The following is a 15,118-nucleotide window of genomic DNA, read 5'->3' on the forward strand; positions in this document are numbered from 1 at the left end:
TGGGGGCGGGGGTTGGTGTAGGCGTCGGCGTGGGGGTGGGAGACGCGCCAAGGGGCCGATGGCGGCGCGCAGACCCTGCAGCGCCGAATCCAAATCCGGGACCGACCATCAGGCAAGGCCCACAATGTCGGCCGCGGTCGTGCCGCTGGCCCGGATGTAGCGGGCGCGAATGTCAAGGATCTGCCCTGACGCGACGTTCTTGAGCACCACGTCCGTGCTGGAGCCCGCCGCGCGCAGCGTGATGGTCCCGCCCGTCCCGACATAGATGGCCTTGGGCAGCGGGTCGATTTCATTGGTGGCGTGCGGCGTGATGGCAAAGGCCTCGCGCGCCGGCTGGGTGAGGGAGTCGATCTGGGTTTCGAAGCGGTCGGCCATGTCCGTGCCCTTCCTGTGGCGAGTGCTGCGGCCGAATCGCCGCAACGCCCTTAAGCCACCGGAGAGGTGCTGTAGGACAGATTAAATTTACCTATATGGTAAAATCATGGTGCTGGGGTCTTGTCCTTGAACAGGCACACATCGTTGATGATGCAGCGCCAGCATTCGGGCTTACGGGCTTTGCAGACATAGCGCCCATGCAGGATCAACCAGTGATGGGCATCGCGCCGGAAGGGCTGGGGGACGCGCTTTTCCAGTCCGGTCTCGACGGCGAGCACGGTCTTCCCCGGCGCCAGCCCAGTGCGGTTGCCGACCCGGAAGATGTGGGTATCGACCGCAAAGGTTTCCTCGCCGAACGCCGTGTTCATCACCACATTGGCTGTCTTGCGCCCCACGCCCGGCAGGGTGGTCAGCACGTCCCGGTCGCGCGGCACTTCGCCGCCGTAGGTCTCCACCAAGGCCTGCGAGAGCGCGATGACGTTCTTGGCCTTGGTGTTGAAGAGGCCGATGGTCTTGATGTGTTCCTTGAGCGCCTCCTCGCCGAGCGCCACCATGTCCGCCGGCGTCTTCACCGTTTCGAACAGCCGCCGCGTCGCCTTGTTGACGCCCGCATCGGTCGCCTGCGCGGAGAGGACCACGGCCACCAGCAGCTGGAAATCATTGCCATAGTCCAGTTCGGTGCGCGGCTCGGGATTATGCTCCGCCAGCCGCGAGAACAGCGTAAAAATCTGGTCGCGGTTGAGAATGCGCTGCCGGCTCAAGACCTACAGCCCCAGCACATCCGCCATGGCATAGCGTCCCGGCGCCTTGCCGACCAGCCATTGCGCGGCCTTCACCGCACCACGGGCGAAGATGATGCGACTTTCGGCCCGGTGACCCAGTTCGATCCGCTCCTGATCGGCGGCCAGCACCACAAGATGATCACCCGCGACCGATCCGCCCCGCAGCGCCGCAAAACCGATGTCGCCGGCCTTGCGCGCGCCGGTGATCCCGTCGCGCCCCCGCGCGCTATGCTCGGCAAGGCTGATCCCGCGCCCGGCCGCCGCCGCTTCGCCGAGCAGCAGCGCCGTGCCGGAAGGAGCGTCCACCTTGTGGCGATGATGCATCTCCAGAATTTCGATGTCCCAATCGTCGCCCAGTCGCGCGGCCGCTTCCCGAACGAGCGCAGCCAGCAGATTGACGCCGAGCGAGGTATTGCCCGTCTGCAGCACTGCGATGTGCGCCGACGCGCGGTCGATGGCGGCGTGATGCGCTGCTTCGAGGCCGGTCGTGCCAATCAGCAGCGGCTTCCCCGCCGCGACGCAGGCATCGAGATGCGCCTGCAGCGCGCCGGGCACCGAGAAGTCGATCAGCACGTCGGCGCTGCCCGCAAGGCCCATCGCATCGCTGGTGATCGCCGCGCCTTCTGCGCCGATGGTCCCGCCCGGCTGACTGTCCGTTCCGCCCGCCACCGCAATCCCGGCATCCGCCGCAACCCCCGCGATCGCCTGACCCATGCGCCCCCGCGCGCCAAAGATGCCGATCGCCGTCATGATGCTTGCGTCCTTCGCCCCAAATCTGTCTCATCGCGCCGATGCCAGACTCAAACGCACTTGTCATCCTCACCGGCGCCGGCATCTCGGCAGAAAGCGGCCTGGAGACCTTCCGCTCGGAAGATGGCCTGTGGGCACAGCATCGGATCGAGGATGTCTGCACGCCCGAAGCGCTGGCGCGCGATCCTGCATTGGTCCATCGCTTCTATGATATGCGTCGCGCCACATTGGAGCGCGTTGAGCCCAATCCCGCACATGCGGCGCTGGCCCGGTTGGAAGCTGCGTGGCCCGGCGAGCTCCTGCTGGTCACGCAAAATGTCGATGATCTCCACGAGCGGGGCGGCTCGCGCAACCTCCTCCATATGCATGGCGCGTTGAACAGCGCGCTGTGCGCCGCCTGCGATTACCGTCTGCCGTGGACGGGTCCTCTCCCGCCTGCCGCGGCGTGCCCCACCTGCGGCGCGCCCGCTCTGCGGCCCGACATCGTGTTTTTCGGCGAGATGCCTTATCAGATGGCGCGGATCGAAGCGGCGCTGGCCCGTGCCGATGTGTTCGTGTCCATCGGCACGTCGGGCGCTGTCTATCCGGCCGCCGGGTTCGTCCGCATGGCACAGGCCTATGGCGTGCGTACGCTGGAGCTTAATCTCGAACCGTCAGAAGGCAGTGCCTGGTTCGACGAATCCCGCCTCGGCCCGGCGAGCCAGCTCGTGCCGGCATGGGTCGAGGAGATGCTGGCGTCCTGAACGGCGCGGCGCTCCGCCACCCTTGCGCCGGGCGGGTTCGACTGCCAGATCAGACCGCATGACTGCCGATCCACAAAATCCTCCGATGCGCGCCGCGATGATCCCGGTGACGCCGCTCCAGCAGAATTGCTCGCTCATCTGGTGCACCAAAACCATGCGTGGCGCGCTGGTCGATCCCGGCGGCGATCTGGCGCGGCTCAAAAAGGCGGTGGCGGATGCCGGCGTGACGCTGGAGAAGCTGCTCGTGACGCACGGTCATATCGATCATTGCGGGCAGGCCGGCGTGCTCGCCAAGGAATTGGACCTGCCTATCGAGGGGCCCCATGAGGATGATCGCTTCTGGATCGCGCGGCTGGATGATGATGGCAAGCGCTGGGGCGTACCCGGCGAGCCGTTCGAGCCGACGCGCTGGCTGGTCGATGGGGACACGGTCACCGTCGGCGAGCTGGTGCTGGATGTCATCCATTGCCCCGGCCACACGCCGGGTCACGTCGTGTTTCATCATGGCCCGTCAAAGCTCGCCATTGTAGGCGATGTCCTCTTTCAGGGCTCCATCGGCCGCACCGATTTTCCGCTTGGCAATCATGAGGATCTGATCGCCTCGATCACGCGCAAGCTCTGGCCGCTGGGCGGTGAGACAATCTTCGTGCCGGGCCATGGCCAGCCAAGCAGCTTTGCGCATGAGCGGGCCAGTAACCCCTTTGTGGGCGACAGCGTCACGGGCGTGCGCGACTGATGGCGCGATGCGGCCTTCCTATCACCCAATGTCCGGTCTGGTCCCGCAAGCGCCCAGTTTGTCCAATGAATCGGTTGCACCATCAGGAAAAAGCGCTATAGGCGCTCACTCTCGCGAACGCCCGGCTCTCGGTTGGCCGCGGTCCTCTGTGGCCGCCAAGACGCCTTTGCAGGCGGCCAGGCAAGCGAACCCGTTATTGATGTTTTGCGTTTTTTAGACAGGTGCCCTCATGGCTGTCCCAAAGAGAAAAACTTCGCCGTCCAAGCGCGGCATGCGTCGCAGCCATGACTCGCTGCGCGTGGAATCCTATCAGGAATGCCCCAATTGTGGTGAGCTGAAGCGCCCCCACAATCTGTGCACCGCTTGCGGGCACTATAACGGCCGCGAAATCATCGCGATCGGCGCCTGAGGCCCGACCGGGGAATCATGCTGTGAAGACGCCGCGGATCGCGATTGATGCGATGGGCGGTGACGAGGGCGTCCGCGTGATGATCGCGGGCGTTGCCTTGGCGCGTCGTCGGCATGAAGGGCTGCAATTTCTGCTCTTTGGTGATGAGACGCGGATTCGTGCCGCGCTCGCCAACCACCCCAATCTCTCGCAAGCCGCTGAAATCGTTCACACCGACAAGGTGGTGAACGCGGGCGACAAGCCCAGTCAGGCGATCCGCCAGTCCCGCCAGAGCTCCATGGGCTTGGCGATTCAGGCTGTGAAGAACGGCGACGCGCAGGCTGCCGTCTCCGCCGGGAATACCGGCGCTCTGATGGCAATCGCCAAGCTCGCCCTGCGCACGCTGCCGGGGATCGACCGCCCCGCCTTGGCCGCCTTCCTGCCTACGCTGGGCGACAATGATGTCGTCATGCTCGATCTCGGTGCGAACACCGAGTGCGACGCGCGCAATCTCGTCGAATTCGCGGTCATGGGCGCCGCTTATGCCCGTGTCGTGCTCGATCTCGAGATGCCGCGCGTGCGCCTGCTCAACATCGGCACCGAGGATTTGAAGGGCACTGACGAAATTCGCGATGCCGCTGCGGTACTTCGCAAGGGCATCGGCCTGCCGCTCCGCTTCGATGGCTTCATCGAGGGAGATAAGATCGGCTCGGGCGATGCGGATGTGATCGTCGCCGAGGGCTTTGCCGGCAATATCGCGCTCAAGACGGCCGAAGGCACCGCCCGGTTCGTAACCGACGTGCTGCGCCGTGCCTTTACCAGCTCGTTGCGCTCCAAGGCCGGTTTCCTGCTCTCCAAGCCGGCGCTGCACCTGCTAAAGGTGCATCTTGATCCCAACAATCATAATGGCGCCGTCTTCCTCGGCCTCAACGGCATGGTGGTGAAGAGCCACGGCAGTGCCGACGAAAAGGGCATCGCCAACGCCGTCCACGTCGCCGCGCGGCTGGTGGAGGAAGATCTGAGTGCCCGCATCGCGCAGGACATCGCCCGCGTTGGGCCTATTGGAAAAGAGGAACTGGTCGCCAAATGACCTTGCGGTCCGTGATCGAAGGGACCGGGTCCGCCCTGCCCCGGCGCCGTGTCGACAATCATGAGTTGGCGCAGACAGTGGACACGAGCGACGAGTGGATCGTCGAGCGGACCGGCATTCATGCTCGCCATTTGGCCGGGGAGGGCGAAACGACCTCCACGCTCGCGGTTGAGGCGGCGCGCAAGGCGCTGCAGGCCGCAAATGTCCCGGCCACCGAGGTCGATCTCATCATTCTGGCGACCACGACGCCCGATCAGACGTTTCCGGCGACTGCCACGCGCGTTCAGACCGGTTTGGGCATCAATGATTGCGTCGCGTTCGATGTGGCGGCCGTGTGCTCGGGCTTTCTGTACGCGCTGACGGTGGCGGACAACATGATCCGTGGCGGCGCGGCAAAGACCGCGCTGGTGATCGGCTCGGAGACGATGAGCCGGCTGCTCGACTGGGAAGATCGCGGCACCTGCGTGCTGTTCGGCGACGGCGCGGGCGCCGTGCTGCTGCGCGGGCAGGATACCGATGAGGAGACCGGGCGGGGTATTCTCGCCAGTCGCCTCCACGCCGATGGCCGGCATAACTGCCTGCTCCATACCGACGGCGGCGTCTCGACCACCGGAACGGTCGGCAAGTTGCGGATGAAGGGGCAGGACGTCTTCCGCCACGCGGTCGTCAACCTTGCGCAGGTTCTCCGCGAAGTGCTCGAGGCGGCCGATATCGCAGTCGAGGATATCGACTGGGTGGTCCCACATCAGGCCAATGCCCGCATTCTCGATGCCACGGCGCGCAAGCTCGGGCTGGAGGCAGAGCGGGTGATCGTCACCGTCGATCAGCATGCCAACACCTCGGCCGCGTCGGTCCCGTTGGCGCTCGATACCGCCGTACGGGACGGGCGCATCAAGCGGGGCGATCTCCTCGTGCTGGAAGCAATGGGCGGCGGCTTTACCTGGGGCGCCAGCGCCCTGCGGTTTTAGCCCGTGTTCTGATAATCTTATTTTTCAATAATATCGCGAAATAACTGCGGCTTGTTTCGATTCTTGCCGATTGCATTGTAAGAGTTTCTGCCGCAGAGACGGCGATGTGGCCTGTTGGGGGACAGGGCGCGCTTGGTTTCGTTATTTGGGGGCGAAATGAGTTCAGAAGAAACGTTGACCCGCGCTGAGATCGCTGATCGGCTCAACCGCCAGATCGGCCTCTCGCGGTCTGAATCCGCGCAGATTGTCGAGCAGGTGCTCGACCTTGTGAGTGAGGCACTTGAGCAAGGCGAGAATGTCAAAATTTCCGGTTTTGGGACGTTCGTGCTGCGCGACAAGAACGAGCGCGTCGGGCGCAATCCGAAAACCGGCGTCGAGGTGCCGATCACGCCGCGGCGGGTTCTCACCTTCCGGCCGAGTCAGACGCTGCGCGAACGCGTCGCCGGCGCCTGAATATCTCACGGCTGACTGTCGCGTGATGGGCTCGTGCGGTCGGTCGCGGATTGACCCGCGCGCGTATCTCGTTGCAGAATAAGGCATGGCCAAAGATGACGGCGCGTTTCTGACGATTGGAGAGCTTGCTCGTGAACTGGGCGTGGCGCAGCATATCTTGCGCTACTGGGAGACCCGGTTCCCGCAGCTTCGTCCGCTCCAGCGTTCTGGTAATCGCCGCTATTATCGGCCGGCGGACGTGGAACTTGCGCGTCGGATTCATCGACTGTTGAATGAGGAAGGCTTTACTGTGCCAGGTGCGCAGCGGGCCTTGGCCGGCGTGCGCAAGGCAGCGTCGGCGCCTCCCCTCCCTGAGGCAGACGCAGCGCAACCCGCGGAGCGGCTCGTGCAAGGGCCTGCGCCCGCGGTGAGCGACGGGCGTTCCAGTCTGGCACGGACGGCAATGGACGACCTGTTTTCAGGGACGGCCGTCGATCAGCCGGTTCGCCCGCGCGCGCCAGCCTCGCCGGACATCTCCACGGTGATTGCAAGGCTGAGGGTGATCCGCAACAATCTCGAAGAGGCGCTCAACCCCGGTTGAGCGGCCTGTCTGCGCTTCCGACTCAGCGCTGGTCCGGCCCCAGACTCGGATCCAGATCGCGTGGCCGTACAAAGGTTTCAAGCGTCGCCGCATCAGCGAATCCGCTGGCCAGGTCAGCCCACTCCGCCACATCGAAGGTCAGCACGGCCATGGCGGCGGTCGGAAATTTCGTTTCGACGGATGCGCGCAGTCCGGCCAGCCGCTCTTGGCCGCTGGCCGTCAGGATGAAACCCTCAAGGCCGGGGCTGTGGGCGGCCAACAGAACCGAGGCCCGGTCCGGCGCGGTTTCGCTCAACACCTCTGCTATGGTTCCGGCAGAAGCCAGATAGAGCCGCATGTCCCGCATGGGTTCGGGGCAGGGGCCATAAGCGTCACGAAAACGTGCCAATGTCTGCGTCACGCGGACGGCGGGCGATGCGATGATCGTCTCGAAGGTTACGCCGTGACCGGCGGCCCATTGGCCCATCACGGCTGCCGCGCGCTCGCCGCGGCCGTTCAGCCCGCGGTCGAAGTCGCGCAGCGCGGCATCGCTCCAGTCAGACTTGGCATGGCGCAGAACGATAACCGTCTTCATTCCTTGGTGGACACCCTAGTCTCATAAGATCCGTCCAGCGGTCTCTGCCCGATATCGGCCGAGGAACCAAGGCGGGAGCGCACGCGAGCGATGGCTTCATCGAGCGGAATGCGCAGGATGGGGACATCGGGTGGAAAAGCACTCAACAATCGGCTGGGCATGGCCGAGGAGAGCATCACGAACTGGCCGCTGTCGTCACCCCGGCGGATCAGCCGCCCGAAGGCCTGGGCGAGGCGGGCGCGGACCAGCCGATCATCATAGGCGGTCGGCTCACCACTGGCTTGTCGCCGCGTCGCGTGGAGGACCGAGGGCTTGGCCCAGGGCACGCCTTCCATCACCACCAACCGCAACGAATCGCCCGGCACGTCGATCCCGTCACGCAGCGCATCCGTGCCGAGCAGGGAGGCGCGCGGATCGTCCCGGAACATGTCGATCAGGGTTGCGGGGTCGAACGGGTCGACATGCTGCGCATAGAGCGGCAGGCCGGCACGGGCGAGCCGATCGGCAATGCGCTTCTGCACGGAGCGCAGCCGGCGAATGGCCGTAAACAGCCCCAGCGTCCCGCCGCCCGCTGCCTCGATTAGCCGTGCATAGGCACCGGCCAGCGCGGGTAGGTCGCCGCGCTTGATGTCGGTGACGATCAGCACTTCGCTCTGCCGCGCATAGTCGAAGGGGCTGGCCGCCTCGAACCACTGCGGCGCGCGGCCGAGGTGCACCGCACCCGATCGCTCGACGGCCGTCTGGGTATCGCCGCCGGCGCGCAGGGTCGCCGACGTGACGAGCACGCCATGGGCCGGGCGCATCACCGTCTCCGCCAGCGGCTTGGTCGGGTCCAGCCAGTGGCGGTGCAGGCCGATGTCATATTCCTTGCCCTCGACGCGATCTACCGCCAGCCAGTCCACAAAGGCGGGCTCGGGCGGCCCGCCGACGCGCAGCAGGAGCGCAATCCAGGCGCGCAGCAGATCACACCGCCAGCCAAGGGCGGAAATCGCGCCATCGATGCGCGCGCGCGCCGGGCCGTCCAGCCAGTCCGGCGCAAGCTCAATGACGGCGACGAGGCGTTTGCCCAGCCGCTGGAGCGGTCCCAGCAGTGCCTCAAGGGCGCGCGCGGCATCGGTCGCTGCATCGATCAGTGCGCCGTCCGCTTCGCTCAGGTCCACTTCCAGCCCATAGCCCGGATCGGTGTCGCGTCCGTCCCGTTCGGCGCGGGCGTAGACGGTGTCGCGGACGGCGGCGAACACCGCCTCGATTGTGCCCGCGGCATCATGCTCGACGACGCGGCGCAGCCAGTCCTCGGCCGGCAGGGCGCGGGCGGCTTCGCGTGCGGCGTCGATGGCCTCGGCGCCTTCCTCGTCATAGCTCGCGACATCGGAGAGGCGGGCGGCGAGGCCGCGCCGGCGCCCCTTGCGCTCGCTTTCGGGCCCCATGATCCAGCGCCGCAGTTCGATCGCCTCGCGCCCGGTGAGTGCCGCGCCGAAGGTCGAGTCCGCCGCATCGAACAGATGGTGCCCCTCGTCGAAAACGATCCGGGTCGGCGTGCCTTGGGCTTCCCGCCCGCGCGCAGCGTTGATCATCACCAGCGCGTGATTGGCGATCACAATGTCCGCATTCTGGCTGGCGCGGGTCGCCCGTTCGATGAAGCAGGTGCGGAAATGCGGGCAGCCTGCATAGATGCACTCGCCGCGCCGATCGGTGAGCGCTGTCGCGCCCGCGCGGCGGAACAGGGCCATCAGCCAGCCCGGCAGATCGCCCCCGACCATATCCCCGTCGCGCGTATAGCCCGCCCAGCGCGCCACGAACTGCGCCAGCACCGCCGCGCGCCCGGCGAAGCCGCCCTGCAGGGCATCTTCCAGGTTGAGCAGGCAGAGGTAATTCTCACGCCCCTTGCGAATGACGACATGGCGGCGGAAGGCGGCATCGTCGGGATAATGGCGCCGGGTTTCGCGGTCGAGCTGGCGCTGCAGGGCCTTGGTGTAGGTCGCGATCCACACCGTCCCGCCGGATTGCTCGGCCCACAGCGTTGCGGGCGCGAGATAGCCAAGCGTCTTGCCGATGCCTGTGCCCGCCTGCGCCAGCACCACATTGGGCGCGTCCTCACGCGGCCGGGGCGCGAAGCTGCCGGACGCGGCGGCGGCGAAATCGCGCTGGCCCTGCCGCGTTTCGGCGCCGCTGCCGGTCAGGCTGCGCAGGCGCGCCAGCACATCCGCCTCGTCGAGGGTCACGGGGCGCGGGGCAGGGCGGGGCGCCTGCTCCTCCCATTGCGGCAGGCGTGTAAACAGCCATCGCTCGGCCTCAGCCGGTTGGCGAATGCGCGGACGCAGCAGCGACGCCCAGCTCCAGCGCAACCGCTCGAGCTGATTGAGGCTGGTCCAGGCGCCTTCGCGCTCCGCCCAGTCGGCTCGCTCAGTCCAGCCGAGCATGGAGCTGGCAATCTGCGGGATGAGCCGCGCCGCCTCGGCGTCGCTGGCCGGCGGCGCGAGGCCCATGGCCCGGGCGAGCCCCGCAACTGTGGGAATCACGAACTGAGCGGGGAAGAGGAAGGCAAATAGCTCCAGCAGGTCGAGGCCAGAGAGATCCGCATAGCCCAATCGCGATCCCAGCAACGGCGCATTGACCAGCAGGAGCGGCGTATCCGCGGCGCGCGCAAGGGCTTGTCCGCGACCAAGCCCGATGGTCTGTTCGCCGCTGCCATCGGTCAGCCAAATGCCCGCATGGCTGGCATGGAGCGCCGGTGGCAGGCCCGGCAGGATCGGATCGGATGGGGACACCAGGCAGCCATAGCGTGCTTGGTCCATAAGGGGAACGCGCCGTTCGGTTATTTTACCGCATAACCGCCGGCCGGTGGTCGGGCTCAGCGCCCCAGTCGGTCCCGGAGGTGCCGCAGCGCACGTTCGATCGCCCCATGGTCGAGCGCGCCGCCGACGGACAGGCGCATATGCGTGGACGCGCCATCTTCAACGGCGAACGCACTGCCGGCCACGGCAGAAAGGCCCATGCCGCCCAGAACACCGATCAGCGCGTCGATATCCGGCGCCCGTCCGCTGGTATCGCGCAGGTCCAGCCAGAGATGGTAACCCTCGGGCTGCATCCGGTAGGGCAGGCCGCCGAGATGGCGCGTCACGAGCCGGTGCCGCGTGACCGCTTCCGCCCGCACGCCATCGATCAGCGCACCGAACAGCCCTTCGCGCAACCAGTGGCTGACCAGCGCGACATTCAGCGGCGGCGCCATCACGGCGCTGTCACCGAGCGCCGCGCCCAGTTGCAGATTCTGCTCTGCGGAGGGCGCGCGAACATGCGCGACGCGCAAGACCGGCGAGATGAGCTTGGACGTGCCGGCGATATACCAGCTTTGCGCCGGGATCAGCGCCGCGCAGGGCGGATGGGCGGCGCGGCAGAGCTGCCCATAGGCGTCGTCCTCGATCAGCGTCGCGCCATGCGCGGCAATGACGGCGGCAATTTCCTCCCGGCGCCGCAATCCCATGGTGATGCAGGTGGGATTGTCATTGGTCGGCGTGAGATAGACGGCGCGCGCGCCCTCGCGCAGGGCAGCGTCCAGCGCATCCGGTATCAGCCCCTCATCATCGACATCGACGGGCGTGAGCACCAGCCCCCGCCGCCGCGCCAGCGCGATCATGCCGGGATAGATGAACGGCGCACAGCACAGGCGGTCGCCCGGCTCCAAGATGGTGTGGACCAGCCCGTGCAAGGCATGTTGGGCGCCTGCCGTAATGGCGATCTGGTCCGCCTCGCTTGGCAAGCCGAGCGCCGCCAGCCGCTCGGCCCCTTGCGCGCGGTCCGCGATGTTGCCGAGGCTCGGCTGATATTGGAGGATCGGGGAATGGCGACCGGCGCGCAGCAGGCTGGCCATGCCATTGTGGATCGCCTGTGGCAGCAGGTTGAAACCCGGCTGCGGTGGCACATTCATGCCCCGGTCGCTCGCGGTTTCGCCAAAGCGGGGCAAGGCGATGTCGTTGCGCACGAAGCTGCCGAGCTTCCCGGCGCCTTCGATCAGCCCGGCCTCGCGCACCAGCGTGTAGGCGCGGGTCACCGTCGTCAGGTCCACGCCGAGCTGCGCGGCCAGATCGCGCTGCGCGGGGAGGCGTTCTCCGGGTCGCAACTCGCCGGAGTGGATCGCGCCGCGCAGGGCATCGGCAATGGCGGCATATTTTGGCCCATGGGCGGGGCGGAATTTCTCGGCGCGGATCAGGGCAACCCAGTTCTGCATGGCAAGCGCCCGCTTTATGTATGGTGGGATGATACCTACATATCGCCTATCTGATTGCCAAAGGAAATGGAGCAATCGCCATGTCGAACCTGACCACGCAAGAGCAAGAAAACGGGCCTCGGCATGACCCCGTGCGCACCGGTTTGCGCGGCCGCTGTCCACGCTGCGCGCAGGGCCGGCTATTTAAGGGATTCCTGACGATCCGCGACTCCTGTGAGGTCTGCGGTCTCTCTTATGATTATGCCGAGCCGGCCGATGGCCCCGCATTCTTCGTGATTTGCTTCGCCTGCGTGCCGGCGGTCGTTTTTGCGCTCGTGCTGCAGGTAAAGGCCGATCCGCCGCTGTGGCTGCATCTGGTCACGACCCTGCCGCTTGTGCTGGCCACCTGCATCCTGCCATTGCGGCCGCTCAAGGGCTGGCTGATCTGCAGCCAGTATTTCTTCAAGGCGCGGGAAGGGCGGGTGTCGCAACCTTGGCGCCCTTATGGCGCGGATGGTCCGCTGGTGGCGCCTTCGGGCGACCGGCCGTGACGGCTGCGCCCATCGATCTGGCCCGCAAGGCCGCAGCACAGCATCTGCGCGAGAGCGGCTTCGCCGAAGAGGCTCAGCGCGTGGCGACGGGCGAGGGTGATGATTTCGTGGAAGTCCGGCTCGCGCTTGCCCTGCTCAAGATTCTCCAGCCAGAATCCGGCCCCCCGGTCCGGCGCAACGGCCGGCGGCTCGTCGGCGAGGAATGTTGAGGTAAAAGACGGGACTCAGGCGAGGCGGCGCCCAAAACCGCGGATTGGGCCAGCGCTCGCATCCGCGAAGGCCGCACTTTCCGCGAAAAGGGCTGATCGGGCCAGTTCGAGATGCTGATAGAGCGCGCCATCCCTTAGCGGGAAAATGAATCGGCAGCCGGTGCGGTCAACCTCATGCCAGATGGACTGGGCATAGATCGTCTCGCTCATATAATCGATCTGGAAGCGTGTACCTTCGCTCAGGCTGCATCCTGAAATTAGGCCGCCATCTTCGGTCAGGTCCACCAAGGTGGCCTCCTGCACGTCGAGCACGGTCGTTATGATAACAGGAACTTGGACGCAGACGCGCTGCGGCCGGTCGATCTTATGGTCCACGGTGAGACTCCCACACAAGCCCACCCGATTCTCCCCTCCCCAGGGGTTTTGCGTCTCCGGCGGACGTTCACGATGTCTTACACCAATTGGTAAAATTTTCGTTTCGTCGCATTTCTGTTTTTTGCTCTCCGGCCTTTTTGGTTGTTGCGCGCGCGCTCTTGGCGCTAGAGGCTCGCCGCATGACTGATGCTGATTATGCCGCTCAACTGCGGGAGGCCGCGAAGGTCTCCAAGGCCTGGCCATATGAAGAAGCGCGCAAGCTGCTCAAGCGCTATCCGCAAGGCAAAGCGGGCGGTACGCCGATGCTGTTCGAGACCGGCTATGGCCCCTCGGGCCTGCCGCATATCGGCACGTTCAACGAGGTGCAGCGCACCACCATGGTCCGCCACGCCTATGAGGAAATGACCGGCGCGCCCACGCGGCTCATTGCCTTCAGCGATGATATGGACGGGCTGCGCAAGGTGCCGGACAACGTCCCCAATCAGGCCATGCTGACCGAACATCTCGGCCGACCGCTCACCCAGGTGCCCGATCCGTTCGAGAAATATGAGAGCTTCGCGCATCACAATAACGCGATGCTGCGCGCATTCCTCGATCGCTACGGGTTCGATTACGAATTCGTCTCCTCGACGGACATGTATCGCGGGGGCCAGTTCGATGACGCCCTGCGCAATGTGCTGCGCAACTATCAGGCGATCATGGACATCATGCTGCCCACGCTGCGCAAGGAGCGGCAGGCAACCTATTCGCCGGTGCTACCGATCAGCGCCAAGAGCGGCATCGTGCTGCAGGTGCCGGTCGAGGTGGTCGATGCCGATGCCGGGATCGTCCGCTTCGAGGATGAGGGCGAGACGATCGAACAGAGCATCCTCTCCGGCGGCGCCAAGCTGCAGTGGAAGGTCGACTGGGCGATGCGCTGGGTGGCGCTCGGCGTCGATTATGAGATGGCCGGCAAGGATCTGATAGACAGCGTCACGCAAAGCTCAAAGATCGCCCGTGCGCTCGGCGGACGTCCGCCCGAGGGCTTCAACTACGAGATGTTCCTGGACGAGAAGGGCGAGAAGATCTCCAAGTCCAAGGGCAATGGCCTCAGCATCGAGCAGTGGCTGACCTATGGCTCGGAAGAGAGCCTGGCCTTCTATATCTATCGCGAGCCCAAGGCAGCCAAGTCGCTGCACATCGGCGTCATCCCTCGCGCGGTCGATGATTATGAGCAGTTCCGCTCCGCCTATGCCACGCAGGCCGTGGACAAGCGCCTGGGCAATCCCGTCCACCACGTCCATGGCGGGCAGGTGGCGGACGATCCGCTGCCGGTGACCTATGGCCTGCTGCTCAATCTGGTCGGCGTCATGGGCGCCGATGCGACCGAGCATCAGGTCTGGGCCTATCTGCGCAACTACGCGCCCGATGCCTCGGTGGAGCGCTATCCGCGCGTCGCCGGCCTCGTGCGCAATGCGCTGGCCTATAATCGCGATTTCGTCGCGCCCACGCTCAAGCGCCGCGCGCCGGAGCCCAACGAAGCGCTGGCCCTGCGCGAACTAGATGCCCAGCTAGCCGCTTTGCCGGACGACGCCTCGGCCGAAGACATCCAGAATATCGTCTACGAAATCGGCAAGGACCCGCATTACGGCTTCGAGCAGCTGCGCGACTGGTTCAAGGCGCTTTATGAGACCTTGCTCGGCGCCCAGCAGGGGCCGCGCATGGGCAGCTTCATCGCACTTTATGGCATTGCAAACAGCCGCAAGCTGATTGCCCAGGCGCTGGATTTGGCAGCCGCATAATCAGTAGAACGGGGGTGAGCTACCCTCCAACGTTCCCAGCGTTCAGCAGCCGCATCGGTTCTCGGGACGATGCGGCTGCAATTGCGCGGACCGGATCGCCGCCACGGCTGCGACGGTCTGGTGAAAGAGGAAATGCGTGACATCCCAGGGCAGCGTCTCGCGCAGCAGGCGCGTGGCCTCCGCCTCGTCGCCCTGGATCGCCGTCACCGCCAGATCGCCAAGCAGCGCCTCGTCAGGGCTGAGCGACATCGCGCAGGGGCGATGCACGAGGAAATGTTCGGGCCAACCCTCCTGCAATCCCCGCACGAGCAGAATGACGCGCCGGGCGGCATCCATGGACCGCAAGCGGACGGCGAGGTCCGGCACAGGATCACGGCCTGACTGGCCGTAGATAATGCACAGCCGCGCGGCCATGATGAGGTGCATGGCCGTCAACGGAAAGGACCGCAGGTCCCGAAAGGCGAAAAGAGCGGATAAATCCCTGGTCATGGCGACCCCTTCCAGCAGAATGAAGGCTGGCAGGATATGCTATTGCGAACGAATTGCAATAGTGATTGAG

General features: G+C 65.7%; 17 protein-coding genes and 1 pseudogene. 10 read left to right on the plus strand and 8 right to left on the minus strand.

All coding sequences use genetic code 11. The features are described from left to right. Positions 1-108: 108 nt before the first annotated feature. The 3 genes from M2342_RS06205 to dapB all read right to left on the minus strand — a co-directional run bounded on the left by M2342_RS06205 (position 109) and on the right by dapB (position 1,907). The gene (locus tag M2342_RS06205; RefSeq protein WP_264578449.1) at positions 109-375 is read right to left on the minus strand and encodes a spike base protein, RCAP_Rcc01079 family; all 267 of its coding nucleotides are present in this window, start codon (positions 373-375) and stop codon (positions 109-111) included. A gap of 104 nt (positions 376-479) precedes the next feature. Beyond that, the gene (gene nth, locus M2342_RS06210; protein WP_264578450.1) at positions 480-1,136 is read right to left on the minus strand and encodes an endonuclease III; all 657 of its coding nucleotides are present in this window, start codon (positions 1,134-1,136) and stop codon (positions 480-482) included. Between the two features lie 3 nt (positions 1,137-1,139). Further along, positions 1,140-1,907 carry a 4-hydroxy-tetrahydrodipicolinate reductase gene (gene dapB / locus M2342_RS06215; protein ID WP_264578451.1) on the minus strand — a complete coding sequence of 256 codons (768 nt, stop codon included), beginning with the start codon at positions 1,905-1,907 and terminating at the stop codon, positions 1,140-1,142. A gap of 41 nt (positions 1,908-1,948) precedes the next feature. Here dapB and M2342_RS06220 point away from each other — a divergent pair, with 41 nt between their 5' ends. The 7 genes and pseudogenes from M2342_RS06220 to M2342_RS06250 form a co-directional block, all read left to right on the plus strand. Next, positions 1,949-2,650 (plus strand): NAD-dependent deacylase, encoded by a 702-nt coding sequence (locus tag M2342_RS06220; RefSeq protein ID WP_264578452.1) that lies wholly within the window; start codon positions 1,949-1,951, stop codon positions 2,648-2,650. A 58-nt stretch (positions 2,651-2,708) separates the two neighbouring features. After that, positions 2,709-3,386, plus strand: a complete 678-nt coding sequence (locus tag M2342_RS06225) for an MBL fold metallo-hydrolase (RefSeq protein ID WP_319801083.1) — start codon at positions 2,709-2,711, stop codon at positions 3,384-3,386. Between the two features lie 229 nt (positions 3,387-3,615). Then, a complete protein-coding gene (rpmF, locus tag M2342_RS06230) occupies positions 3,616-3,795 on the plus strand; it encodes a 50S ribosomal protein L32 (RefSeq protein ID WP_264570885.1) in 180 nt (59 codons plus the stop codon). 22 nt (positions 3,796-3,817) lie between these two features. Continuing rightward, positions 3,818-4,864 (plus strand): phosphate acyltransferase PlsX, encoded by a 1,047-nt coding sequence (plsX, locus tag M2342_RS06235; RefSeq protein ID WP_264570884.1) that lies wholly within the window; start codon positions 3,818-3,820, stop codon positions 4,862-4,864. Continuing rightward, on the plus strand, positions 4,861-5,832 hold the full coding sequence (locus M2342_RS06240; protein ID WP_319801055.1) for a beta-ketoacyl-ACP synthase III: 972 nt from the start codon (positions 4,861-4,863) through the stop codon (positions 5,830-5,832). Before plsX ends, M2342_RS06240 begins: the two co-directional genes overlap by 4 nt. 156 nt (positions 5,833-5,988) lie before the next feature. After that, positions 5,989-6,285, plus strand: coding sequence for an integration host factor subunit alpha (locus M2342_RS06245; RefSeq protein ID WP_181560211.1), 297 nt, complete (start codon positions 5,989-5,991; stop codon positions 6,283-6,285). Between the two features lie 85 nt (positions 6,286-6,370). Further along, positions 6,371-6,643 (plus strand): annotated as a pseudogene (locus M2342_RS06250) (MerR family transcriptional regulator); the annotation flags it as partial. Between the two features lie 244 nt (positions 6,644-6,887). On the opposite strand, the gene M2342_RS06255 reads toward M2342_RS06250, so the two are convergent. Genes M2342_RS06255 through M2342_RS06265 form a run of 3 tightly spaced genes read right to left on the minus strand, consistent with a single transcriptional unit; the run spans position 6,888 to position 11,664 of the window. Further along, positions 6,888-7,439 carry a SixA phosphatase family protein gene (locus M2342_RS06255; protein WP_264578453.1) on the minus strand — a complete coding sequence of 184 codons (552 nt, stop codon included), beginning with the start codon at positions 7,437-7,439 and terminating at the stop codon, positions 6,888-6,890. After that, positions 7,436-10,234: an ATP-dependent DNA helicase gene (locus tag M2342_RS06260; protein ID WP_264578454.1), complete on the minus strand. Its 2,799-nt coding sequence runs from the start codon at positions 10,232-10,234 to the stop codon at positions 7,436-7,438. The genes M2342_RS06255 and M2342_RS06260 overlap by 4 nt, the downstream gene beginning before the upstream one ends. 56 nt (positions 10,235-10,290) lie before the next feature. Further along, positions 10,291-11,664, minus strand: a complete 1,374-nt coding sequence (locus tag M2342_RS06265) for a PLP-dependent aminotransferase family protein (RefSeq protein WP_264578455.1) — start codon at positions 11,662-11,664, stop codon at positions 10,291-10,293. 80 nt (positions 11,665-11,744) lie between these two features. Here M2342_RS06265 and M2342_RS06270 point away from each other — a divergent pair, with 80 nt between their 5' ends. After that, the gene (locus tag M2342_RS06270) at positions 11,745-12,194 is read left to right on the plus strand and encodes a DUF983 domain-containing protein (RefSeq protein ID WP_181560207.1); all 450 of its coding nucleotides are present in this window, start codon (positions 11,745-11,747) and stop codon (positions 12,192-12,194) included. Then, the gene (locus M2342_RS06275; protein WP_264578456.1) at positions 12,191-12,403 is read left to right on the plus strand and encodes a hypothetical protein; all 213 of its coding nucleotides are present in this window, start codon (positions 12,191-12,193) and stop codon (positions 12,401-12,403) included. Before M2342_RS06270 ends, M2342_RS06275 begins: the two co-directional genes overlap by 4 nt. Positions 12,404-12,418: 15 nt before the next feature. On the opposite strand, the gene M2342_RS06280 is transcribed toward M2342_RS06275, so the two are convergent. After that, a complete protein-coding gene (locus tag M2342_RS06280) occupies positions 12,419-12,778 on the minus strand; it encodes a PilZ domain-containing protein (protein WP_181560205.1) in 360 nt (119 codons plus the stop codon). A 179-nt stretch (positions 12,779-12,957) separates the two neighbouring features. On the opposite strand from M2342_RS06280, the gene M2342_RS06285 reads away from it, so the two are divergent. Then, positions 12,958-14,559, plus strand: a complete 1,602-nt coding sequence (locus M2342_RS06285; protein WP_264578457.1) for a lysine--tRNA ligase — start codon at positions 12,958-12,960, stop codon at positions 14,557-14,559. Positions 14,560-14,601: 42 nt separating this feature from the next. Here the strand turns inward: M2342_RS06285 and M2342_RS06290 are convergent, their stop codons facing one another. Beyond that, complete coding sequence (locus M2342_RS06290; RefSeq protein ID WP_264578458.1) at positions 14,602-15,048, minus strand: hypothetical protein; 447 nt, start codon at positions 15,046-15,048, stop codon at positions 14,602-14,604. Positions 15,049-15,118 lie beyond the last annotated feature (70 nt).

Origin of the sequence: Sphingobium sp. B8D3A (assembly GCF_025961995.1) — a bacterium.
GTDB lineage: Bacteria > Pseudomonadota > Alphaproteobacteria > Sphingomonadales > Sphingomonadaceae > Sphingobium.

Excerpts from the sequence above, each read along its gene's own strand:
- M2342_RS06205 (WP_264578449.1), bottom strand. The coding sequence starts at position 375 with ATGGCCGACCGCTTCGAAACCCAGATCGACTCCCTCACCCAGCCGGCG.
- dapB (WP_264578451.1), bottom strand. The coding sequence starts at position 1,907 with ATGACGGCGATCGGCATCTTTGGCGCGCGGGGGCGCATGGGTCAGGCG.
- M2342_RS06220 (WP_264578452.1), top strand. The coding sequence starts at position 1,949 with ATGCCAGACTCAAACGCACTTGTCATCCTCACCGGCGCCGGCATCTCG.
- M2342_RS06225 (WP_319801083.1), top strand. The coding sequence starts at position 2,709 with ATGACTGCCGATCCACAAAATCCTCCGATGCGCGCCGCGATGATCCCG.
- rpmF (WP_264570885.1), top strand. The coding sequence starts at position 3,616 with ATGGCTGTCCCAAAGAGAAAAACTTCGCCGTCCAAGCGCGGCATGCGT.
- M2342_RS06240 (WP_319801055.1), top strand. The coding sequence starts at position 4,861 with ATGACCTTGCGGTCCGTGATCGAAGGGACCGGGTCCGCCCTGCCCCGG.
- M2342_RS06245 (WP_181560211.1), top strand. The coding sequence starts at position 5,989 with ATGAGTTCAGAAGAAACGTTGACCCGCGCTGAGATCGCTGATCGGCTC.
- M2342_RS06255 (WP_264578453.1), bottom strand. The coding sequence starts at position 7,439 with ATGAAGACGGTTATCGTTCTGCGCCATGCCAAGTCTGACTGGAGCGAT.
- M2342_RS06260 (WP_264578454.1), bottom strand. The coding sequence starts at position 10,234 with ATGGACCAAGCACGCTATGGCTGCCTGGTGTCCCCATCCGATCCGATC.
- M2342_RS06265 (WP_264578455.1), bottom strand. The coding sequence starts at position 11,664 with ATGCAGAACTGGGTTGCCCTGATCCGCGCCGAGAAATTCCGCCCCGCC.
- M2342_RS06270 (WP_181560207.1), top strand. The coding sequence starts at position 11,745 with ATGTCGAACCTGACCACGCAAGAGCAAGAAAACGGGCCTCGGCATGAC.
- M2342_RS06285 (WP_264578457.1), top strand. The coding sequence starts at position 12,958 with ATGACTGATGCTGATTATGCCGCTCAACTGCGGGAGGCCGCGAAGGTC.
- M2342_RS06290 (WP_264578458.1), bottom strand. The coding sequence starts at position 15,048 with ATGACCAGGGATTTATCCGCTCTTTTCGCCTTTCGGGACCTGCGGTCC.